The organism is Streptomyces seoulensis (genome assembly GCF_022846655.1).
GTDB lineage: Bacteria > Actinomycetota > Actinomycetes > Streptomycetales > Streptomycetaceae > Streptomyces.
The window spans coordinates 4025975-4047784 of sequence record NZ_AP025667.1 but is presented as its reverse complement, the minus strand read 5'-3'; the positions used below and the strand labels follow the sequence as shown (position 1 = coordinate 4047784).

General features: G+C 72.2%; 23 protein-coding genes. 9 read left to right on the top strand and 14 right to left on the bottom strand.

The window, feature by feature from the left end:
* The first annotated feature begins 120 nt into the window (after nt 1-120).
* Nucleotides 121-477 (top strand): hypothetical protein, encoded by a 357-nt coding sequence (locus tag HEK131_RS18640; RefSeq protein WP_244336234.1) that lies wholly within the window; start codon nt 121-123, stop codon nt 475-477.
* 25 nt (nt 478-502) lie between these two features.
* On the opposite strand, the gene HEK131_RS18635 is transcribed toward HEK131_RS18640, so the two are convergent.
* The 8 genes from HEK131_RS18635 to ltnD all read right to left on the bottom strand — a co-directional run bounded on the left by HEK131_RS18635 (nt 503) and on the right by ltnD (nt 8878).
* Complete coding sequence (locus HEK131_RS18635) at nt 503-1825, bottom strand: aldehyde dehydrogenase family protein (RefSeq protein ID WP_244336233.1); 1323 nt, start codon at nt 1823-1825, stop codon at nt 503-505.
* A 187-nt stretch (nt 1826-2012) separates the two neighbouring features.
* On the bottom strand, nt 2013-2771 hold the full coding sequence (locus tag HEK131_RS18630; RefSeq protein WP_217463691.1) for a FadR/GntR family transcriptional regulator: 759 nt from the start codon (nt 2769-2771) through the stop codon (nt 2013-2015).
* 10 nt (nt 2772-2781) lie between these two features.
* Nucleotides 2782-3828 carry a D-erythronate dehydrogenase gene (gene denD, locus HEK131_RS18625; RefSeq protein WP_244336232.1) on the bottom strand — a complete coding sequence of 349 codons (1047 nt, stop codon included), beginning with the start codon at nt 3826-3828 and terminating at the stop codon, nt 2782-2784.
* Entirely contained in the window at nt 3825-4607 is a 783-nt protein-coding gene (otnI, locus tag HEK131_RS18620; protein WP_217463689.1) for a 2-oxo-tetronate isomerase, read from the bottom strand. Before otnI ends, denD begins: the two co-directional genes overlap by 4 nt.
* Before the next feature lie 32 nt (nt 4608-4639).
* Nucleotides 4640-5944 carry an MFS transporter gene (locus HEK131_RS18615; RefSeq protein ID WP_244336231.1) on the bottom strand — a complete coding sequence of 435 codons (1305 nt, stop codon included), beginning with the start codon at nt 5942-5944 and terminating at the stop codon, nt 4640-4642.
* 69 nt (nt 5945-6013) lie between these two features.
* A complete protein-coding gene (locus HEK131_RS18610) occupies nt 6014-6676 on the bottom strand; it encodes an aldolase (RefSeq protein WP_244336230.1) in 663 nt (220 codons plus the stop codon).
* Nucleotides 6673-7950, bottom strand: a complete 1278-nt coding sequence (gene otnK, locus HEK131_RS18605) for a 3-oxo-tetronate kinase (protein WP_244452064.1) — start codon at nt 7948-7950, stop codon at nt 6673-6675. Before otnK ends, HEK131_RS18610 begins: the two co-directional genes overlap by 4 nt.
* 1 nt (nt 7951) lies before the next feature.
* Nucleotides 7952-8878 (bottom strand): L-threonate dehydrogenase, encoded by a 927-nt coding sequence (ltnD, locus tag HEK131_RS18600; protein WP_244336229.1) that lies wholly within the window; start codon nt 8876-8878, stop codon nt 7952-7954.
* Nucleotides 8879-9104: 226 nt separating this feature from the next.
* On the opposite strand from ltnD, the gene HEK131_RS18595 reads away from it, so the two are divergent.
* From HEK131_RS18595 to HEK131_RS18585, 3 genes are read left to right on the top strand one after another with little or no spacing between them, the layout of a single operon-like run.
* Nucleotides 9105-10313: a phospholipase D-like domain-containing protein gene (locus tag HEK131_RS18595; RefSeq protein WP_244336228.1), complete on the top strand. Its 1209-nt coding sequence runs from the start codon at nt 9105-9107 to the stop codon at nt 10311-10313.
* Nucleotides 10314-10354: 41 nt separating this feature from the next.
* Nucleotides 10355-10750, top strand: coding sequence for an STAS domain-containing protein (locus tag HEK131_RS18590; protein ID WP_244336227.1), 396 nt, complete (start codon nt 10355-10357; stop codon nt 10748-10750).
* A complete protein-coding gene (locus tag HEK131_RS18585; protein WP_244336226.1) occupies nt 10747-12981 on the top strand; it encodes a GAF domain-containing SpoIIE family protein phosphatase in 2235 nt (744 codons plus the stop codon). The genes HEK131_RS18590 and HEK131_RS18585 overlap by 4 nt, the downstream gene beginning before the upstream one ends.
* Here the strand turns inward: HEK131_RS18585 and HEK131_RS18580 are convergent.
* The 3 genes from HEK131_RS18580 to HEK131_RS18570 all read right to left on the bottom strand — a co-directional run bounded on the left by HEK131_RS18580 (nt 12962) and on the right by HEK131_RS18570 (nt 15309).
* Nucleotides 12962-13423, bottom strand: a complete 462-nt coding sequence (locus HEK131_RS18580; RefSeq protein WP_244336225.1) for an isochorismatase family protein — start codon at nt 13421-13423, stop codon at nt 12962-12964. The genes HEK131_RS18585 and HEK131_RS18580 overlap by 20 nt on opposite strands.
* Before the next feature lie 9 nt (nt 13424-13432).
* Nucleotides 13433-14785, bottom strand: a complete 1353-nt coding sequence (locus tag HEK131_RS18575; RefSeq protein WP_432215706.1) for an MFS transporter — start codon at nt 14783-14785, stop codon at nt 13433-13435.
* Between the two features lie 68 nt (nt 14786-14853).
* The gene (locus HEK131_RS18570; RefSeq protein ID WP_217463681.1) at nt 14854-15309 is read right to left on the bottom strand and encodes a MarR family winged helix-turn-helix transcriptional regulator; all 456 of its coding nucleotides are present in this window, start codon (nt 15307-15309) and stop codon (nt 14854-14856) included.
* A gap of 100 nt (nt 15310-15409) precedes the next feature.
* Between HEK131_RS18570 and HEK131_RS18565 the strand changes: the two genes are divergently transcribed.
* Nucleotides 15410-15835, top strand: a complete 426-nt coding sequence (locus tag HEK131_RS18565) for an NUDIX hydrolase (RefSeq protein WP_244336223.1) — start codon at nt 15410-15412, stop codon at nt 15833-15835.
* 91 nt (nt 15836-15926) lie between these two features.
* Here HEK131_RS18565 and HEK131_RS18560 read toward each other — a convergent pair whose 3' ends face one another.
* Nucleotides 15927-17465: an AMP-binding protein gene (locus HEK131_RS18560; RefSeq protein WP_244336222.1), complete on the bottom strand. Its 1539-nt coding sequence runs from the start codon at nt 17463-17465 to the stop codon at nt 15927-15929.
* 315 nt (nt 17466-17780) lie between these two features.
* On the opposite strand from HEK131_RS18560, the gene HEK131_RS18555 reads away from it, so the two are divergent.
* Complete coding sequence (locus HEK131_RS18555; protein ID WP_244336221.1) at nt 17781-18098, top strand: hypothetical protein; 318 nt, start codon at nt 17781-17783, stop codon at nt 18096-18098.
* A gap of 72 nt (nt 18099-18170) precedes the next feature.
* Entirely contained in the window at nt 18171-18851 is a 681-nt protein-coding gene (locus HEK131_RS18550; RefSeq protein WP_244336220.1) for a Clp protease N-terminal domain-containing protein, read from the top strand.
* A 7-nt stretch (nt 18852-18858) separates the two neighbouring features.
* Here HEK131_RS18550 and HEK131_RS18545 read toward each other — a convergent pair whose 3' ends face one another.
* A complete protein-coding gene (locus HEK131_RS18545) occupies nt 18859-19704 on the bottom strand; it encodes an alpha/beta fold hydrolase (RefSeq protein WP_244336219.1) in 846 nt (281 codons plus the stop codon).
* A 111-nt stretch (nt 19705-19815) separates the two neighbouring features.
* Between HEK131_RS18545 and HEK131_RS30155 the strand changes: the two genes are divergently transcribed.
* Together HEK131_RS30155 and HEK131_RS18540 are read left to right on the top strand one after the other, a co-directional pair.
* Complete coding sequence (locus HEK131_RS30155) at nt 19816-19938, top strand: putative leader peptide (protein ID WP_279614259.1); 123 nt, start codon at nt 19816-19818, stop codon at nt 19936-19938.
* A 120-nt stretch (nt 19939-20058) separates the two neighbouring features.
* The gene (locus tag HEK131_RS18540; RefSeq protein WP_244336218.1) at nt 20059-20928 is read left to right on the top strand and encodes a glutathione S-transferase C-terminal domain-containing protein; all 870 of its coding nucleotides are present in this window, start codon (nt 20059-20061) and stop codon (nt 20926-20928) included.
* 82 nt (nt 20929-21010) lie between these two features.
* Here the strand turns inward: HEK131_RS18540 and HEK131_RS18535 are convergent, their stop codons facing one another.
* Entirely contained in the window at nt 21011-21799 is a 789-nt protein-coding gene (locus tag HEK131_RS18535; protein ID WP_244336217.1) for an N-formylglutamate amidohydrolase, read from the bottom strand.
* Between the last annotated feature and the right edge of the window lie 11 nt (nt 21800-21810).

Genomic DNA, 21810 nt, shown 5'->3' with positions numbered 1-21810 from the left:
TTTGGCCCATGCGCCTGGCATGAGCTCAGCCAGGAAGCTAGCGGCTTTCACGGGCGGTGTCAGCGTGTTCGCGCCGGTGTGAAATTGCCGCTCGGCGAGCGTGGTCCGTAGATTGGCCGCATGCCTTCCGCACTCGTCGTCGGTTACGACCCCCAGGCCATTCCCGGTATCGACGGAGCGGCTCTTCGGGCCTCGCTCGACGCGGAGTTGGCCCGGTTCGCCGAGCACGGCATCGACGCGGCCATGACCCTCGTCGTCCTCGACGGGTCCGCCGAGGCCACCCTCGTCGCGGCGCTGACCCGGCAGCCGTGGGACGTGGTGGTCGTCGGCGGAGGAATCCGCAAGACCGAGCAGTTGCTCCCGCTCTTCGAGCAGATCGTCAACCTGATCCACCGCCACGCCCCCGAGGCTGCCATCGCGTTCAACACCAGCGGCGGGGACAGTGTCGAGGCGGCGCGACGGTGGCTCCAGGGCTAGCCTCCGGTCGCGCTGCCAGGGCCGGCTAGGCCAGCGGCTTGGTGAGCACTGCCTTGCGGTGGCTGAAGGTGTCGATGGAGTAGCGGCCGTGGTAGTTGCCCATGCCGCTCTCGCCGACGCCGCCGAAGGGCAGGTCGGAGACGGTGAGGTGGGCGAGGGGGAGGCCGTGGCCGAGGCCCCCGGAGGAGGTCTCGGCGGCGATGCGGTCGCGGGTGGCGTCGGAGTCGGTGAAGACGTAGAGCGCCAGGGGCTTGTCGCGGTCGTTGATGAAGTCCACCGCCGCGTCGAGGTCCGGCACGGTGACGATGGGGAGGATGGGCCCGAAGATCTCCTCCCGCATCACAGGAGCCTCGGGGGCGACGTCGGCCAGGACGGTCGGCGCGATGTACTTGTCCGCGCGGTCACTGCCGCCGCCCACCGCCACCCGGCCCGAGCCGAGCAGTCCGGAGAGGCGGTCGAAGTGGCGTTCGTTGATGATGCGGCCGTACTCGGGCGAGGCCGCCGGGTCGGTGCCGTAGATGCCCTCGACCGCGCGGACGAGCGCCGCCTCCAGGGCGGGGGCGGTCTCCGGGTCGGTGAGGACGTAGTCGGGGGCGACGCAGGTCTGCCCGGCGTTGAGGAACTTGCCGCGGGCCAGCCGGTCGGCGACCACGTCGAGGTCGGTGTCCCGGTCGACGAACGCCGGTGACTTGCCGCCGAGTTCGAGGGTGACGGGGGTGAGGTGCTCGGCCGCCGCGCGCATGACGACGCGGCCGACGGTGCCGTTGCCCGTGTAGAAGATGTGGTCGAAGCGCTCGGCCAGCAGGGCCGTGGTCTCCGGGATGCCGCCCTCGACCACGGCGACCGCGTCGGTGTCGAGGTAGGCCGGGATCAGCTCGGCCAGCGCGGCCGAGGTGGCCGGAGCCAGCTCGCTCGGCTTCGCCACGACCGCGTTGCCCGAGGCGAGGGCGCCGACCACGGGGGCGAGCAGGAGCTGGGCCGGGTAGTTCCACGGGGCGATGACGAGCACGACGCCGAGCGGGTCGTACTGCGTCCAGGCAGTGGCGTCGTCGCCGAGGTACGCCGGGACCGGGGCGGGCTCGGGGCGCAGCCACTCGTCCAGGTGCTCCAGGGTGTGGTCGATCTCGCGGATCGTGAAGTCGATCTCGGTGCGGTACGCCTCGGTGGAGCTCTTGCCCAGGTCGGCGTGGAGGGCGGCGGCCAGTTCGGCCCCGTGCTCGGTCAGCATCGCGCGCAGGCGGCGCAACTGCTCCGTACGCCACTCGACGGACTTGGTCCGGCCGGTGCGGAAGGTGGCGCGCAGCCGGGCCACGGTCTCGGCGGGCTGCTCGGTGGGGGAGTGGTTCACGGGTGCCTCGCTGGTGCGCGCGGGCCGGTCGGCCCTGGGTGACGTTCTCGGTCCTCGACTATCAGATGTAAACGCCAACCTTTCAGACGGCCGAGTACATTCCATGGATTGCCCGGAATGACGTAGATCACGGCGCCCGCAGGCGGAGGGCCCCCGGATGAGGGGCCCGCAGGTGCCTTCAGGTGCGTCAGGTGCTCGAACCCGTCCCCAGCTCCACGTCCAGGGCCTCGTTCTCCGTCCAGAACCGGTCGTCCGCGTCCTGGAGGCGGGACGCGGCGTGGCGGAGGTGCCGGCGGGCGGCGGCCTGGGCGGCTTCGGGGTCGCGGGCTTCGAGGGCGGCGAGGATGGCGTGGTGCTCCTCGCGTACGGCTTCGATGAAGTCGCTGCGGCGGGCCTCGTTGGCGCGGGTGACGCGGATGCCGCCTCGGGCGACCTCGCCCAGGTAGCGCACGGTCTGGACGAGGACCGGGTTGCCGGTGGACTCCGCGATGGAGCGGTGGAAGGCCAGGTCCTCGTCCACGCCGTCGCGGTCGGCCGCGACCGCCGTGTCCAGGGCGGCCAGGGCCAGGCGCATCCGGGCGATGTCGTCCGGTGTGGCGCGGGTCGCCGCGAGGGCCGCCGCCTCCCCTTCCAGGGCGGCGCGGACCTCCACGATCTGGAGCACCTTGGACTTGGTGCCCAGCGACTCCGCCTCCAGGTCGAGCGGCCGGGCGCGCCGGGGCAGTACGAAGACGCCGAGGCCCTGGCGCGGCTCGACCAGACCCGCGTTACGCAGCCGGGACACGGCCTCGCGGATGACCGTACGGCTCACGCCGAGCTGTTTGACCAGCGCGACCTCGGTCGGCAGTTTGTCGCCCTCGGCGAGCCGCCCGGACTCGATCTCCTCCGCGAGGATCGCGGCGACCCGGTCCGCGAGCCGTATCGGACCGCTCACCTTGGAAAACATGCTTTTCAGTCTATCGACCGGCGCTCTGCCGACCGGCCCCGAGCGCGGTGACGGCGGTCACCGCGTCGGCGTGGTCGGCGAGGTACTCCCGCACGACCGACTCGAAGTCCGGGTCGGCTGCCAGACCGAGCGTGGCGGCGCGCGCGTTGTCGAAGTCGGCCGGCCAGGAGCCCACGATGGCCTCGACGGCTGGCTCGGGCGCGACGGTCACCAGGTCGGCGACCGCGTCCCCGGCCACCCGGCGGAGGGTCTGGAGCATCTCCTCGACCGAGACCGTCAGCGCGGGCAGGTTGACCGGGAGCCGGCCGTCGAGCAGGCCCGGCCCCTCGCCCCGCTCCAGCTCCGCGATGTGCAGGATGCCCGCGACCGTGCGCCGGGGCGAGGCCAGGGCCACCCGCAGGCCGGGATCGACCGGGCAGACGGCGGGCAGCCCGGCCAGCGGCTCGCGGACGATCCCGGACAGGAAGCCGGACGCGGCGGCGTTCGGCCTGCCCGGCCGGACCGACACCGTCATCAGCCGGGCCACCCGCCCGTCCACGAAGCCGCGGCGGGTGTACTCGGCGACCAACTGCTCGCAGACGAACTTCTGCACGCCGTAGCTGGACCGAGGGGTCGGCAGCGTGGCCTCGCTGACCACCGCAGGCAGCGGCAGCTCCGGGTCCGAGCCGTACACGGCGACACTGCTGGAGAACAGCAGCCGTACGACCGGGCCCCCGGCGGCCGACTGGGCGCGGGCGGCTTCGAGCAGGGCACGGGTGGTGTCCACGTTGGCGCCCATGCCGAGGTCGAAGTCGGCCTCGCACTCGGCCGACACGGCGGACGCGAGATGGATCACCGCGTCCACCGGCTCGGCGAACAACTCGCCCAGCCGCTCGGTCAGATCGCCCTGGACGACCTCCACGAGCGGGTCGTCGGCGAGGGGCGAGGCGTCCGGTACGAACCGGTCGGCCAGCACCAGCCGGTCCACGGGCGTGCCCAGGAACGTGCCGGTCTCCAGCAGCCGTTCGGCGACCTGGCGGCCCAGGAAGCCGAAGCCACCGGTGATGACGATCCTCATGCGTGTGCTCCTCGGTAGTCGTGCAGCCAGCCGAGCCCCTCGCTCGTCCCGGCGCGGGGGCGGTACTCGCAGCCGATCCACCCCTCGAAGGCCAGCTCGTCGATCACGTCGAAGAGATGGCCGATGTTCAGTTCGCCCGCGTCCGGCTCGTGCCGGTCGGGCACGCCCGCGATCTGGAGATGCCCGACCCGGCCGGTCGGCAGGTCCCGGCGCAGGGCCGTGGTGAGGTCGCCCTCGGTGATCTGGCAGTGGTAGAGGTCCAGTTGGACCTTGACGTTGTCGGCACCCAACTCCGCGACGACAGCGTGCGCTTCACCTTGCCGGTTGAGGAAGTACCCCGGCATGTCACGGTGGTTGATCGGCTCGATCAGGATGTCCACCCCGGCGGCCGCGGCCCGTTCGGCCGCCCAGGCGAGGTTCCCGAGATAGGTGTCACGGGCCGCGCCGGCCGGGAGCAGGCCGGCCATCACATGCACGCGCGGGCAGCCGAGCGTCGCCGCGTACTCCAGCGCCCGGTCGATCCCGGCCCTGGTCTCCGCCTCGCGTCCGGGCAGCGCGGCCGTCCCGCGCTCACCCGAATCCCAGTCACCGGGAGGCGCGTTGAACAGCACCTGCCGCAGCCCGTGGTCGTCGAGACGGCGGCGCAGCTCGGCGGCGTCGTACGCGTACGGGAAGAGGTACTCGACGGCTTCGAAGCCGTCCGCCGAGGCCGCGGCGAAGCGGGCGGGGAACGGATGCTCGGTGTACATCATGGACAGGTTCGCTGCGAACCTCGGCATGGTGACTCCCATGGTTCCTGTCGGGCCGCCGGTCAGCGGTTGACGACGTCCTTCTTGGTGGTGAGTACGGCGGCGGCGCCCACGACGAGGCTGAACGCCAGGACGTACATCGGTATGGCGGCCGAACCGGTGCTGTCCTTGAGCGCGCCGATCATGTACGGGCTGACGAAACCGGCGAGGTTGCCGACCGAGTTGATCAGGGCGAGCCCGGCCGCTGCCGCCGTACCGCCCAGGAAGGCGGTGGGCAGCGACCAGAACAGCGGGGCGCAGGTCAGCACGCCGGCCGCGGCGAAGGACAGCGCGATCAGGGACAGCACGGTCGACCCCGACCAGGAGGCGGCCAGCGTGAAGCCGACGGCACCCATGAGGCTCGGGACCACCAGGTGCCAGCGGCGTTCCCGGCGCCGGTCGGCCGAGCGCCCGAAGAGGTTCATGGCGACCAGGGCGGCCAGGAACGGCACCGAACTGAGCACGCCGATGGCCAGGTTGCCCTTGATGCCGGTGGACTCCACGAAGGTCGGCATCCAGAAGGTCAGCGCGTACTGGCCCATCACGAAGCAGAAGTAGATGAGGCTCATCAGCCACACCTTGGGATCGCGGAAGCCGTCCCAGACCTTGCCGTGCACGGTCCGGTGCGCGGCGTCCTCGGCGAGCGCCCGCTCCACGACGTCCTTCTCCTCGTCGCTGAGCCACTTCGCGTCCCGCACCCCGTTGTCGAGGTAGAACAGCGTGGCCACGCCGACGGCGAGCGCCGGGAGGGCCTCCAGCGCGAACATCCACTGCCATCCCTGCCAGCCGCCCGTGCCGTGGAAGGCGTCCAGGATCCACCCGGAGAGCGGGTTGCCGAAGATGCCCGCCACCGGGATCGCCGACATGAACATCGCTATGACGCGGGCCCTGCGGTGGGACGGGAACCAGTAGGTGCAGTACAGGATCACACCGGGGTAGAACCCGGCCTCGGCCGCGCCGAGCAGGAACCGGAGCACGTAGAACGTCGTCTCGTTGGTGACGAACACGAACGCCGCCGAGACCACGCCCCAACTGATCATGATCCGTGCGATCCAGGTGCGGGCGCCGACCCGCTGCAGCAGCAGGTTCGACGGGACCTCGAAGAGGAAGTACCCGATGAAGAACAGCCCGGCGCCGAGGCCGTACGACGCTTCGCTGAACCCCAGGTCGTCGGACATCTGGAGCTTGGCGAAGCCGACGTTGACGCGGTCGAGGTAGGAGACGATGTAGCAGAGGACGAGGAAGGGGACGATCCGCCGGACCACCTTGCGGAAGACGGCGTTCTCGCGGCTGAGGTCGACTTCGGTGGCGACCGTGGGGAGGGACATGACGAATCCTTTGAGCGGCTCAGGGGGATTCTCGGGCGGGACGGGGGAGTGGGGACGGGGGAGCGGTGTTCACCACCGCGCGCCGAACACGGATCGCAGTTCGGCGAGGGCGGACTGAGGCAGCGGCTGCGGCCGGCGTTCGGTGAGCAGCCACAGGCGGGCCGTCTCCTCGAGTTCCTCGAGGACGGCGAGCGCGGAGGCCGCGTCGGGCCCCCAGACGACCGGGCCCAGCCGGTCGAGCAGCACGGCCCTGATCGGCGTACCGCTCGCGGCGCGTTCGGCGATGCGGGCGGTCACCAGGTCGGCCACGCGCGGGTCGCCGGGCCGGTGGTAGGGGATGAGCGGGACGTGTCCGACCTTCATCACGTAGTACGGCGTGATCGGCGGGAGCACGTCGTCCCGGCTCCACACCCCGGCCAGGGTCAGGCCGACCAGGTGCGTGGAGTGGGTGTGGACGACGAAGCGGGCGGTGGGGTCGGCGGCGTAGATCCGGCGGTGCAGGGTGAGGGTCTTGCTGGCCCGGTCGCCCGCGATCTGCTCGCCCCGGCCGTCGACGAGGGCCAGCCGGCCGGGTTCGAGGAAGCCCAGGGCGGCGTCGGTCGGGGTGATCAGGTGGCTGTCGCCGACCCGGGCGCTGATGTTGCCCGCGCTGGCGTGCACGTAGCCGCGCGCGAACAGGCTCGTGCCCACCCGGACGATCTCGCGCCGGGCGTCCTCCACCGGGCCGGTCATGACCTCTCCAGCAGGGCGAACGCGGCGGAGAAGAAGTCGGGGCCGCCGAAGTTCCCTGATTTCAGGGTCAGATGGAGCGTGTCCCCGTCGGGCAGGGTCGCCGCGCACCACGGCACACCGGGGTCGATCTGCGGGCCGATCCGGAGTCCGGTGACGCCGAGCGCCTGGACGACGGCCCCGGAGGTCTCGCCCCCGGCGACGACGAGCCGGCGCACCCCGCGCGCCACGAGCCCCCGCGCCACCTCGGCGAGGGTGCGTTCCACCAGCTCACCGGCCTCGGCGGCACCGAGCCTGCTCTGCACCCCGCGTACCGCGTCGGGCGCCTCGGTGGAGTAGACGAGGACGGGGCCCTGTGCCAGGTGGGCCTCGGCGAAGGCCAGCGCCTCACCGGTCACGTCCGCACCGGACGCGATGCGCAGCGGGTCCACGCTGAACGCGGGCCGTCCGCTGTCCAGGAACGCGCGGACCTGGCCGTTGGTGGCCACCGACACCGACCCGGAGACGATGGCCTGGTGCCCGCCGGCGGGCGGCAACTGGGCCGCCGCCGACGTCGGCCGGAGCCCCCAGTTCGCGGGCAGTCCGATGGCCAGCCCCGAACCGGCGGTCACCAGCGGCAGTTCCCGCACGGCCTCGCCCAGGCGCACCAGGTCGTCGTTGGAGACGGCGTCGGCGATGGCGAACGCGACGCCCGCGGAACGCAGTTCCTCGATACGGGCCCGCACCGCGTCCGCGCCCGCGGCGAGGACCGTGTGGTCGATGAGGCCGACAGGACGCGTGGTCTGCGCGCCGAGCACGGAGACCAGGTCGGAGTCGGTCATCGGCGTCAGCGGGTGGTGCCGCATGCCGCTCTCGCTCAACAGCACGTCACCCACGAAGAGATGACCCTTGAAGACCGTACGTCCGTTGTCCGGGAAGGCCGGGGTGGCCACCGTGAAGTCGGTGCCCAGCGCGTCCATCAGGGCCTCGGTCACCGGACCGATGTTCCCTGCGGGAGTGGAGTCGAAGGTCGAGCAGTACTTGAAGTAGATCTGCTCCGCCCCCGCGTCCCGCAGCCACGCCAGCGCGCGCAGCGAGGCGTCCACGGCCTCCGCGACGGGCACGGTACGGGACTTGAGCGCGATCACGACCGCGTCCGCGTCCTGCGCGAGGGCCGGGCCGCCGTCCTCGGGTACGTCGATCAACTGGACCACGCGCATGCCCGCGCGCACCAGGTTGTTCGCCAGGTCCGTGGCGCCGGTGAAGTCGTCGGCGATCGCGCCGAGCCGGATTCCCATGTCAGCCATCCTCCGGCTTCGGCAGGTCGATCCCGGGAAAGATCTTGATCACCGCGCTGTCGTCCTCGCCGCCGAGGCCCGAGGCCGCCGCCTGCAGGAACATCTGGTGGGCGGTGGCGGCGAGCGGCAGCGGGAACCGCTCCGGGCGGGCGGAGTCCAGCACGATCCCCAGGTCCTTGACGAAGATGTCGACGGCGGACAGGGGGGTGTAGTCACCGGCGAGCACATGCGCCATGCGGTTCTCGAACATCCATGAGTTGCCCGCGCTGTGGGTGATGACCTCGTACAGGGTCTCGGCCGGGATGCCGGCCTTGATCCCCAGGGCCATCGCCTCGGCGGCCGCGGCGATGTGGACGCCGGCGAGCAACTGGTTGACGGCCTTCACCTTGGAGCCGAGCCCGGCGCTCGTGCCCAGCCGGTGGACGGTCGCGCTCATCGCGTCCAGTACCGGACCGGCGAGCGCGTACGCCTCGGGGGAGCCGGACGTCATCATGGTCAGCTCCCCGGCCGCGGCGCGCACGGCACCGCCGGAGACCGGGGCGTCCAGGTACAGGACGCCCGACTCGCCCAGGCGCCGCTCCAGTCCGGCCGACCAGGCGGGGTCGACGGTGGAGCACATCACGAACACGGCCCCCGGTCGCAGCCGTTCGGCGGCACCGCCCGCACCGAACAGCACCTGCTCGGTCTGGGCCGAACTGACGACCACACCGACCAGGACGTCGACGGTGGCGGCGAGTTCGCCGGGCGTCGGGAAGGCGCTGCCGCCCTCGCGGGCGAAGTCGGCTGCCACTTCGGGCCGCAGGTCGTGGACCCCGACCTCGTACCCCGCGTTCCGCAGGCTCCGTGCCATCCCGAGCCCCATGGCCCCGAGTCCCACCACGCCCACTCGGGGCGGTGCGGACCTTTCCTGGTCGTTCACGCGCAACATCCTTGTCTCGCTGTGGCCGCCCGGACGCCCTTCACTGCCAGGCCCCTTCGCCGACGGTCGGGTCATATGATGACCTGATGACAGCGGTTGATGCACCGTGATGCCGGTCACATGTGACTGATACGTGGACACGGGATGATGGGCCGATGGCCGGGCATGAGCTTCCTCGGGGGTCCACCGGCCCTTCCCGATCCGATCCGCACCACGCCACAACTGGAGATCCGCTGTGAGCCTCGACGGCATACCCGTAGCTCTCGCCCCCGGCGGCGCTTTGGACGCCGAAGCCCGCAAGCAGCGCCTGCGTCGCCGCCTGGAGCGGCTGATCGGGGTGGCCGCGACCGAGGGGAACGAGCTCGTCCCGCTGCGCAACGGCAGCGCCATCTTCCCCGCCATGCTGGAGGCCATCGGCTCCGCCCGGCACACGATCGACATGATGACCTTCGTGTACTGGCGGGGCCAGATCGCCCGTGACTTCGCCGTCGCCCTCGCGGACCGGGCGCGGGCCGGGGTCAGGGTGCGGCTGCTGCTCGACGGTTTCGGCGCCAAGCAGATCGAGCCGAAGCTGCTGGACCTCATGGACGAGGCCGGGGTCCAGGTGGCCTGGTTCCGCAAGCCCGTGTGGCTGTCCCCCTTCAAGCAGAACCACCGGTGCCACCGCAAGGCCCTGATCGTGGACGAGGACACCGCGTTCACCGGCGGCGTGGGCATCGCGGAGGAGTGGTGCGGGGACGCCCGCAACCCCCAGGAGTGGCGCGACACCCACGTCCAGGTGCGCGGACCGGCGGTGGACGGGATCGCCGCCGCCTTCGCCCAGAACTGGGCCGAGTGCCACGACGAACTCTTCGACGACCGCGACCGCTTCACCGAGCACGAGCAGGTCGGCTCGTCCGTCGTCCAGGTCGTGCGCGGCTCGGCCAGCATCGGCTGGCAGGACATGCAGACCCTCATCCGGGTCATGCTCACCTCCGCCGAGGAACGCTTCCGCCTCGCCACGGCCTACTTCGCCCCCGACGACTACTTCATCGACCTGCTGTGCGCCACCGCCCGAAGAGGCGTCCGCGTGGAGATCCTGCTGCCCGGCCCGTACACCGACCAGCGGGCCTGCCAGCTCGCCGGGCAGCACCACTACACGCGGCTGCTGCGCGCGGGCGTCGACATCCGCCAGTACCAGCCGACGATGATGCACGCCAAGATCATCACCGTGGACTCGGTGGCGTCCCTGATCGGCTCCACCAACTTCAACCGCCGCTCCATGGACCACGACGAGGAGGTCATGCTCGCGGTGCTGGACGAGGAGTTCACCGCGTCGCTCGACCGCGACTACGACGCCGATCTCGAGCACAGCGTGGCCATCGACCTGGCGCGGTGGCGGCGGAGGGCCGCTTTCCAGCGGCTGAAGGAGGCCGCCGTCACGCCCGTGAGACGCTTCCTGTGACGGAAGGCAGGCGGCGGTAGCCGGGCGGGAGGCAGCTCAGGGTGTTCACGGTGGATGTCAGGCGGCACGCGCTGGGCGTGCTGTTCGTGTTGTGCGGGGAGCTGGACTTCGACAGCGTGGTGCAACTGCACGAGGCCGCCGACGAGGAACTGGGCGGCTCGAAGGGGACGTTGCCGGTAGTGGTCGACTGCGCGGCCCTGACCTTCTGCGACTCCTCCGGGATCAGCGCGCTGCTCCGCCTCTACCAGCGGCTTTCCGCTCAGCAGCGGGCGCTGCGGCTGGCGGCCGTACCCGCCTCGGTGTCACGTCTGTTCACCCTGACAGGTTTGGACCAGCTCTTCTCCGTGCACATGGACGCTGCCGAGGCGCTTGCCGCGGGCGCGGACACGCGTGGCGTCGTCGCGGCGGTTCGACAGAACGAGGAGCGGAGCGCATGACGCTCGTACCAGGGCTGGACCAGCCCGTGCCCGACCGTGCGGGGAGTGCCCCGGGCGGGCTGGACGACGATCTGCGTGCGCTGTTCGGGCACTCGACGGCCGTCTTCGCCTCCCTCGCCGGTCCGGCGCACATGCTGGAGGCCGCGAACCCGGCGTTCTTCGCCGCGATCGGCGGTGCGGACCGGGCCCGTACCGGCCTGCCGCTCGGGGAACTGCTGCCGGAACTCGTCGAGCAGGGCCTGATCACCGTGCTGGACCGGGTCTTCCGTACCGGCCAGGCCGTCACCGGCCGGGACCGGCGGGTGCTGCTGGGGACCGGGACGGACGCACGCGAGGCCTACTTCGACTTCACCTACGAGCCCCGCCTCGACGCCGGCGGCAACGTGACCGGCGTACGCATGATCGGGACCGAGACCACCCAGGTCAGACAGGCCCAGGCGCTCACGGCCGAACACGGGGCGCTGCTGGAACAGATCGCCCGCCAGGCCCCGTTGACCGACGTGCTGCACGGCATGGCCCGTGTCATCGAGGAGCTGTCGCCCGACGAGGTGCTGGTCTCGGTGCTGCTCGCCGACGCCGACGGCCGCCATCTGCGCCACGGCGCCGCCCCGAGCCTGCCCGACTTCTACAACGCGGCCATCGACGGCATCGCCGCCGGCGACGGCGTGGGCTCCTGCGGTACGGCCGCCCACCGCCGGCAGAGCGTGATCGTCTCCGACATCGACACGCACGCGTACTGGGACGACTTCCGGGACCTGGCGCAGAAGGCCGGGCTGGCCGCCTGCTGGTCCACCCCCATCCTGGCCCGCGACGGATCGCTGCTCGGCACCTTCGCCATGTACCACCGCACGCCCCGCTCGCCGCAGGACTACGACCTCGCGCTCGCCCGGATCTTCGCGGGCACCGCCGCCCTGGCCATCGAACGGCACCAGGCCGAGCAGGCACGGCAGGCGGCCGAGGCCCGCGAGAAGGCCGCCCGCGCCGACCTGGCCTTCCTGCTGGACGCCAGCACCTCCCTGGCCTACGACCTGGACGCGACCCAGACCCTCCAGCGCCTGGCCGCCGCGTGCAGCCCCGCCCTCGCCCCGCTGTGCGCGGTCGACATGGTGGAATCCGGCCGCGTACGCCGGGTCGCCACGGCGGCACCGGACGCCGGGCAGGGCGCCCTGCTGGCCTCCCACATCCCGGTCTACGACGCCGCCGACGACGCCGTGGCCCGGGTCCTGGCCTCCGGGGTGAGCGAGGTCGCCCGCCGCACGCCCACCGGTCCGGGGCCCTGGCACGACCTGGGCGTCACCGGCTACCTGTGCGTCCCGCTCCTGGACCGGGGCAGCACCTTCGGGACCATGACCCTGCTGAGCGTCGGCGACCACACCTTCGACGGCCACACCGTCGCCCTCGCCGAGGAACTCGCCCGGCGCGCGGCCTCCGCCGCCCGCAACGCCCGCCAGTACACCCACCGGGTCACCCTCGCCCGCGACCTCCAGGCCGGTCTGCTGCTGCCGGGCGTCCCCGACGTGCCCGGCGCCGACGTGGCCACCTACTACCACCCCGCCGGCGAGGGACTCGACATCGGCGGCGACTTCTACGACGTGTTCCCGCTGCGGGACGGCCGGTGGGCGTTCATGCTCGGCGACGTCTGCGGGCGCGGCGCGACCGCCGCCACCACCACGGCGCTGGTCCGGCACACCGCCCGCGCCGTCGCCCCGCTGCTGCCCGGACCGCAGGCCGTCGTGGAAGCCGTCAACCGGGCACTGTGCGACCGCCCCGGCAGCCACGGCACCGGCTTCGTCACGCTCGTCTACGGGCAGTTCACCCCGACCCCGGACGGTCTGGACATCGAGCTGATCCGGGCCGGGCACACCGCGCCCCTCGTCCTCGACGCGGGGCACGCCGTCCACACCGTCGAGGCGTCCGGACTTCTCCTGGGCGTGGCCTCCGACCCGCAGGTCAGCCCCCGGCGCCTGCGGCTGCGCCCGCAGGAGAGCCTGCTGCTCTACACCGACGGGCTCACCGAGGCACGCGCGGCGGACGGCGAGCAGTTCGGCGAGGAACGCGTCGCCCGGGCCCTCGGCGCTGCGACGCGGACGCCGGCCGCGCGGCAGCTCATCGACGCGCTGACCGACGCCGTGCACGTCTTCACCGGCGGGCACGACATCGACGACGACCAGGCCGTCCTCGTCCTCACGGCCACCGGGCCCGTGAGCGGTTCTACCGGCGAAGGCCGCTGATCCAGGCGTCCACGGTGGTCACCTCGGCCTGGCGGGGGAAGACCCTCTCGGTCAGCACCCGGTGGACCTCGGGGTCGGTGTCGCCGCAGCCGTCGGCCAGGACGGTGAGGCGGTGGTCGAGGTCGGCGGCCTGGCGGAGGGTGGACAGCACCACACCGCTGGTGGCCAGGCCCGTCAGGACCAGGTGGTCGATGCCGCCGCCGCGCAGGACCAGTTCGAGGTCGCTGCCGGTGAAGGCGCCCTCGGGCAGCGCGCCGAACATCGCGCTGGACCTGGCCTCGGGCCTGCCGGGGCGGAAGCCCACGACGACGTACACCACCGGAACTCCGGCAGCACGGGCGGCGGCCACCGCGCGGGCGAGGCGCGGGGTGTGGCCGGGGTCGGGGACGCGCTCGGTGACGGCTCGCTGGACGTCCATCACGAGCAGGGCGGGGCCGGGCATGTCAGGTCCTCACGGGTTCGCGGGTGTGGCCCCGTCGCGCGGGGTGCCGAGGCCGCGCAGGGAACGGTCGGCGACGGTCACGGCGAGGAAGAGCGCGCTGACGGCGAGCATCAGCCAGGAGAGGTGGTGCAGTCCGCCGGTGTCGGCGCGCTGCCCGAAGAGGGCGCCGCCCGCGGCGGAGGCGACGATGGCGCCGAGGTAGCCGAAGGTGCGCAACAGCCCGGCGGAGGAGCCCATGCGCCCGGGGTCGGCCTGGTGGAAGACGGAGTTCTGCAGGGCGAGGCTGTTCAGGCCCTGCGGGACACCGAGGACGAGGACGACGGCCAGCAGCGTCCACACCGGGCTGCTGTCGGTCAGCGCCAGCAGCAGGGCGCTCGCGGCGAGCTGACCGACGGCGCCGACCAGGAGCTTGCCGCGGATCGCCTGCCGGCGCCCGGTCAGGGTCGAGACGACCAAGGCGGTGGCGAAGAGCGGGAGTTGGACCAGTCCGGCCTGGGATGCCGACAGTCCCCGGCCCTCCTCCAGCCACTGGGTGTACCCGTAGAGGAAGGCGTAGCTCACGATGTACGCGAACAGGGACCGGGCGTAGGTGGCCAGCAGCGGGAGGTTGCCGCTCAGGACGCGTATGTCGATGAAGGGCTGCCCGGTGTGCAGCTCGCGCCAGGTGAAGGCGGCCGCCGTGACCAGGGTCAGCACCGGGAGGTACCAGTGGGCGGCACCGGGTTCCATGAGGAAGAGCAGCAGGCAGACCAGGGCCGTCGCGAACAGGCCCATGCCCGGCAGGTCCAGAGCGGCGAGGGGGCGGCGGTCCCCGGTACCCGGCGTGGGCGGGGTCGCGGGCAGGCGGCGGGCGCCGAGGTACAGGCCGACGAGGGCCAGCGGGATGTTGACGGCGAGGGTGGCGCGCCAGCCGCCGACGCCGATCAGCAGTCCGCCGAGGCTCGGGCCGACGACGGCGACGGTCTGGGTGGTGACGGCGAGCGCGGTGAGCACGCCGGTCGGGCTCTCCTGTCCGGTGCGCCGGGCCTCGCTGCGGATCAGGTACATGGCCGCCGGATAGCCGGAACAGGTGCCGAAGCCGAGCAGCACGCGCGCGGCGACGAGCACACCGAGGTTCGGGGCGAGCATGCCCACGACGCCCGCGACACCGGTCAGCGCCGTGCCTACCAGGAACAGGCGGCGCGGTCCGAAGAGGTCGATCAGCCGTCCCACGACGGGCTGGCCGATGGAGGTGGCCAGGTACAGGGCGGAGACCAGCCACGCGGTCTGCGCGGGCGGTGCGCCTAAGGCGGCGCCGATCGGGACCAGCGAGACCGAGAGGACGGAGGAGTTGACCGGGTTGAGTACGGACCCCAGCATCATCGGGGCGAGCAGGCGCCGGTCGAAGCCGTCGTCCTTCCTCGCCCGGACCGGGAGCAGTTGGCGCAGCGTCACGAGCGGACGACCCGGTCGAGTACGGCCGCCGCCTCCAGCAGGGTCCGCCGCTCGGCCTCCGTGCACCGGTCCTCCAGCGCGCGGGTCAGCCAGCCCTCCCCGGCCCGCCGGCGGTCCTCCAGGAAGGAGTGCCCGCTGTCGGTGACGAACACCAACTGCCGCCGCCCGTCGGAGGGGTCGGGCCGCCGGGACACGAGCTCGCGCTCCTCCAGTACGGCGACGGTCGCGGCCACCGACTGATGCCGCACCCGCTCGGCCGCGGCCAGGTCACTGACCGACGCCTCCCCGTCCTTGTCCAGCCGGCTCAGCACGGACGTCTGCGACGGCGTCAGGTCGCCGGGGTCGTAGCTCTCCCGCATCCGCCGCCGAAGCCGGCTGAAGACCACGCGGAACTCGTGCGCCGCGCGCACGGCGGATTCGGACACACCGGTGGTGTCGGCGATCTCGGTCATATGTACAGGCTAACTTGCGCAGTTCAGGCTGCGCAAATATGCCTGGGTTCCTGGTCGGGGTCGAGCGGCTGCCAAGATCAGATGTATGGAGCAACAAAATGTGACCGCAGCCGCGCCGAGCCTCGACGAGCACGGTCGTCTGGTCGTCGCGGCCGCCGTGATCGTCCGGGAGGGGCGTCTCCTGGTCGTGAGCAAGCAGGCGGCCCCCGACGTCTTCTACCTCCCCGGCGGAAAGCCCGACGCGGGCGAGGAGCCCTTGGAGGCGCTGGTGCGCGAGCTGGACGAGGAACTGGGTGTCGTGCCGCTGGAGCCGCGCCTCCTGGCGGAGGTCGAGGCCGTCGCCGCCCTGGAGGGGGTGCCCATGGCGATGACGGTCTTCACGGCGCGCATCGACCAGGACCCGCGCCCCGCCGCGGAGTTGGCGGACATGCGGTGGACGACCGGCCGCGAGGACGGCCTGCGGCTGGCCCCCGCGGTACGCGACCACGTACTGCCGCTGCTGCGCGAGAGCGGCGTCCTGGCCTGACGTCCGCGGGCCGGGGGAGCGTGCCCGGCCCGCACGCCACCGACGCGGGGGCCGTTCCGGACGGTGTTCCGGAACGGCCCCTCGGGTCGGGTCAGAGCGTCGCGCGGCGGCGCAGCTCCTTCTTGTCGGGCTTGCCGACGTCGGTGAGGGGGAGGGCGTCCGGGAAGGTGATGCGGGCCGGCTCGTACATGGCGCCGCGCTCGGCCCGCACCAGTGCGCGGAGGTCGTCGGCGGTGGTGGTCGCGCCGGGTGCGAGGAGCACGGCGGCGTGGACGCGCTCCATGCGGTCCTCGTCGCGGACGCCGAAGACCGCGCTCTGCAGGACGTCCGGGTGGCTGTTGAGGAGGTCCTCCAGCTCGGTGGTGTACACATGGCCGCCGACCACGACGATCATGTCCTTCAGGCGGTCCACCACGGTCAGGTAGCCCTCGTCGTCGCGGAAGCCGACGTCGCCGGTGTGCAGCCAGCCGTCCTTGAGGACCTCGGCGGTCAGCTCCGGCTGCTTCCAGTAGCCCTGCATGACCATGGCGGAGCGGACGCAGATCTCGCCGTGCTCGCCGTTCGGCAGGACGCTGCCGTCCGCGTCCCGGATCTCCACCTCGACGCTGGGCAGGATCTTCCCGGCGGTGCGCAGTCGCGCGGGGTCGTCCGGGTCGTGGTCCTGCGGGGACAGGACGCTGAAGATGCCGCCCTCGTTCTGGCCGTACCCCTGCATCAGCACGGGGCCGAGGCGGCGCACGGCGTCGGCGATCCGCGCGGGGGAGGACTGGCAGCCGCCGTAGAGGACCTGGCGCAGGCCGGAGGTGTCCGTGTGTGCCATGTCGGGGTGGTCGAGCAACTGGTAGAGCAGCGGCGGCAGGAGCCACATGTGGGAGATGCGCTCGCGCTCGATGGTGCGGAGCACTTCGCCCGGCTCGAAGTCGTCCAGCAGGACCACCGTGCCGCCGGTCTCCAGCACGGCGTCGGCGAGCATCCCGGCCGCGTGGGCGATGGTCGTGGCGACCAACTGCCGGTGCTCCCCGGTCTCTTCGCCGGCGACCGGGCGGGCGGCACGCGTCTCCTGCACCTGGCGGAAGGTCGTGCAGATGCCCTTGGGGTGGCCGGTGGTGCCGCCGGTGTGGCGGATGCCGCAGATGTCGTCCGGCTCCGCCTGGCTCGGGAACGGTACGGCGTCCTCGGTCGCCGCCAGCGCGAGCAGGTCCTCGGCGCTGTCGCAAGGGCCCAGCGTCAGAACCGACTTGACCGGCACCGACTCGGTGATCTCCGCGGCCCGGTCGGTCAGCCGGGGGTCGACCACGAGGGCCCGCGTCTCCATGTCGGCGACGATCGCGGTCTGCACGTCGGCGGAGAGCTTGCTGTACAGGTGGTTGACCTGGGCGCCGATCAGATTGGCGGCGTAGCGCACGGCTATCGCCTCGGGCAGGTTGCCGCTGAGCAGGGTGACGGTCTGGCCGCGCTCGATCCCCTGGGCCTGCAGGGCCCACGCCATCCGGTGCACCAGGTCGCGGAACTCCCCTGCGGAGACACGGTGTTCACCGTGCACCAGGGCTTCGCGGCCGGGGCTCTCCCGCAGGGCGTCGAGGATGTCCTCCACGGGATTGCGGAAGCGTGGGGCTGCGACGTCGGGCATGGGGGGTCCTCCTGGGCCGGCGCACGATTCGGTCCGGCCGGTTGTTGCCGTGGTTCTGTGGGGGGATGGGAAGGTTCCCGAATAAAGGTTGCCTAGACCAACCAAGTCGACTCTAGGACGCTCGCACGGACAGCGCCAACTCGACGGCCGCGAACATCGACTATCGGCCGATTCGGCTGTGTCAATCGGCCAATGTCGGCCTCCCGCACCCCTGCTGACCAGGGATGACGGTGTCGGGATGGGACCCGTGGGGGAGGGGTGGCCGGGAGGTTCCGGGCCCGCCCTCGCCGAGGCGTCGTCGGGCATACTCCGCGGATGACTATGCCGACGGCCCCCGTGATCCTGTTCGATGACGACCACTACATGTACGTCCTGAAGGACCAGGCGTTCGCCGAAGCCTGGTGGGAGATGCCCGACGAGTTCACCGTCGGCTTCGACGCGCTGGCCAGACCCTTGTCCATGACGGGCGAGCCCCTCGATGTCCGCCTTGCGCTGGCCGGCAAGGAGCCGGAAGAGGCGGAGTTGCGCCGCTTGGTCGCCGACCACTACCGCAGTCACCTTCGCGGACAAATGCCGCCGCAGGCCACCGCGCTGGCGGACTTCGTGGCGGCGCTGCCGCGAGAGGGGTGCTGAATGCGAGGACACTCCGACGGTAATCGTCAATTACTAGTTGACCGTGCCAGATCGTCAACTTAGTCTTGACGCATGAGTCCACTCGACATCAACCTCGCCGACCTGATCGCCCGTCTCGACGAAGAACTCCCCGAAGCCGGCGACCTCGCCCACATCAGCGAAGCGCGACTGCGGGCGCAGACGCTGTCCGACCTCGGGGACCAGCTCATCGACCACTACGTCAGCAAGGCCAAGCGGTCCGGGGCGTCCTGGACCGAGATCGGGGATGCCATCGGGGTGTCCAAGCAGGCCGCTCAGCAGCGGCACGCGCCCGCGCCGTTCGAGCGGTTCACCAACCTCAACCGGCACGGGATCGTGCTCGCGCAGGAGGCCGCCCGGACGTACCGGCACGACTCCATCGGCTCCGAACACCTCCTGCTCGGCCTCCTCGGGGAACCGCAGGGAGTGGCGTACGACGTGCTGGTGGCGAAGGCCGGGTCGGAGCAGCGGGTCCGGGACGCCGTCGCGGACACGCTGCCCCCGGCCGGGCAGAAGGCGCTGCGGGGGCACATCCCGTTCCGCCCGGAGAGCAAGGAGGCCATCGACCGGGCGCGGGAGGCGGCGGACGAGCTGGGTCACGACCGGGTCGGCACGGAGCACATGCTGCTGGGGCTGATCCGGGTCGAGGGGAGCCCGGCCGCGCGGATCCTGCGCGACCTCGGCTTCACGCCGGACGAGCTGCGCGAGACGGTCGCCGCGCACCGGGAGCGCTGACGGCGCATCACCGCACGGAGTCGAAGAACCCCGTCAACGCCTCGATCACGGCCTCCGGTTCGTACACGTTGGGCGAGTGCCCGCCGCCCGTGATCTCCGTGTAGCGTGCGCCCAACTCGCCTGCCATCGCCGCCGCTTCGCGCTCCGGCCAGGTCTCCTCCGGGGTGCCGAAGACGACCGAGACGGGGATGCCGGTGCGGCGGAGGGAGGCGCTGCGGTCCGGTTCGGCGAGCATCTGCTCGGCCGCCAGGCGCAGCGCCTCCGGTGCGTTGCGGGACCAGCGGTCCGAGAGGAAGGCCACCACCTCCTCGGGTACCCCGCCGTCCTCCGGGCGGAGGAAGGGCCACAGGTCCGGGACCGGGGTGGTGCGCAGGGCGTCCAGCAGCAGTTCCAGACGGGACCGCGTCGACTCCGCCACCGCCGCCGGGCCGAAGTTCAGCAGCGTCAGGGAGGACCAAGTGCCCTCGGGTGACGGGGTGTTCAGCACGGCCAGGCGGGACACCAGCCCTCCGTAGGAGTGGCCCACCAGATGCACCCGGCCCAGCACCGCCGCCAGCGCGATCACGTCCGACGCCAGATCCTCGGGCGCGTACGACGGAGCCTCGGACGCCGGACCCGTCTCGTACTGGCCCCGCTGGTCGATGGCGAAGACCCGGTAGCCCGCCTCGGCCAGTCCCGGCAGCAACGGCAGGAAGTCCTCCTTGCTTCCGTTGAAGCCCGGCACCAGCAGGGCCGTGCCGCGCGGCGCGCAGTCCGGCGGCGCGGCCGTGAACGCGGCGAAGGTACCGCGGGCGGTGTCCAGGCGCACGCTCCGGACGCTGTCGGGGCGGGCGATCGAGAGGATCTGGCTCATGGGTGTGATGGTACGTAAGGGCCTGTCCCAGGGGTGGACACCCTCTTGACGCCGCGTACGGCCGGGCCGACACTCCAAGTTCGGGGAAGTCCAGCGAACAGGTGGGGACGCATGACGCGCCTGGAGACGGTGACCGGCCGCAGCGGCCGTACGCCGTGGCGCGCGCCCCTTCTCACCTCCCGCCTGCACATCGACCTGCTGCGTGTGTGCAGCGCGATCGGACCACGCCGCTGACCTGGGCCTCCGCCCGCCCGCGCGCTCTCGTCCGTCGCGTTCCCAACCTCCTCGCACGTCCGCCGACGCTGTTCCCGCAGGCGCGCCCCCGCGCGCCCTCGCCCCTGGGGAGACGTACGTATGCCCATCACCTCGCCGACCGCGCTTCCGACCGTCCGGCACAGCTCCGCCTTCCGGGGGCGGATCGGCCGGGACGCGCGCAGTGGCCACTACGCCGTGCCGCACCGCTACCGGCTCCACCTCTCCACCGCCTGCCCCGACGGGCTGCGCCTCGCCATCGGACACAGCCTGCTCGGCCTCGACGCGAGCTGTCCGGTCACCCTGCTCCCCGCGGTTCCTGATGCCCCGGACGGCGGCCACGCCGCACTCCGCCCGCTCTACGAGGCCAGCGCGCACCGCTACTCCGGCCCCGCCAAGGCGCCTGTGCTCAGCGACGCCTGGTCCGGACGCATCGTCAGCACCCACGCCCCCGACATCCTGCGCGACCTCGACCGCTTCCCCCGCGCGGGCGGCGAACCGCTGCGGCCCCGAGGCTTGGAGTCGACCATCGACGCGGTGGAACGGCTCTGCGCCGAGGGCATCGAACAGGCCGCGCAGCGGGCGGGCCGGGCCGACGAGGACCCGGCCGGGCGGGCCGCCGCGCTCGACGTGCTCCTCGACACCCTGGGCCGGCTGGAGCGCTGGCTGACCGAGGAGGAGTACCTGGCCGGCGGCCGCCTCACCGCCGCCGACATCGACCTCTGGGTCTCCCTGGTCCAGCTCGACACCGTGCACCGCTGCCACCTCGACGCCTCCGCCGTGCACCGGATCACCGGCTTCTCCGCCCTGTGGGCCTACGCCCGCCGCCTCGCCGCCCACCCCGCCTTCGGCGCCCACCTCGACCTCGAAGGCATCGCCCGCCGCCACCACGGCCGCTGCCAGGGACTCGAAGCCGCCGGAGCCGCCGTGCAGATCCTGGACTGGACGACCCACGCCCGCAGCAGGCATTAGGGCCTGCCCGGCGGATCCAATCGCGGACGCGGGGTGCGATGGGCACCCCCACTCACCCGCGCCCTGATCCGCCGGACAGGCCCTAGCCGACAGCGTCCACCAGCGCGGCCAAGGCGCCCGCCAGGCGTTCCAGACCCGCTCCGGGCGGGCCGCCGGGCTCGGTCATGTACGTGTCCCGGCGGATCTCCACCATCAGCGCGCTCACCCGCCGCTCCCGGCCGTAGTGCGTGAGGGGTACGTAGGTGCCGGCGAACGGGCTGTCCAGCCCCGTCTTCCCGAACGGCGAGAACGCCGACCGCGCCGCCGCCGTCAGTCCCGGCGGGGTGTGGAAGGCGTCCGTGCCCAGGCACACCGCCGGGCGCGGGCCCTCGCCGTGCAGTTCGTAGGGCAGCGGCCGGGACGGGTAGGAGTGGACGTCGATCACCACCACCCGCCCGGTCGCCGCCAGCCGCTCCGTCACCGCTTCGGTCATGGCACGGGCGTACGGGTGGAAGTACCGCTCGATCAGCGGCGCGGGGTCGAAGTCCTCGGCCCGCAGCGGTTCCCGGTGCGTGGTGCGGGTGTACACCGCGCCCATGCCCACGGCGCTCATCTCCTCCCGCTCGTCCGGGAACCGCTCCGGGTCCACCACCAGCCGGGACAGCCGGTTCACGAACCGCCACGGCCGCACCCCGGCGAACTTGACCGCCACCGAGGCCAGTTCAGCCGTATGAGAGTCGGTGATGTGGTCCAGCTCCTGCTCCAGGGCGGCGTCGTCCAGGACCAGCCCCGCCCGCACCTCCGGCGGGATCTCCCGCGCGGAATGCGGTACATGCAGCAGTACCGGCGACGACGGGTCACCGGGCAGCAGCTCGAACGAGGACTCCGGCACGTGTTCTCCCA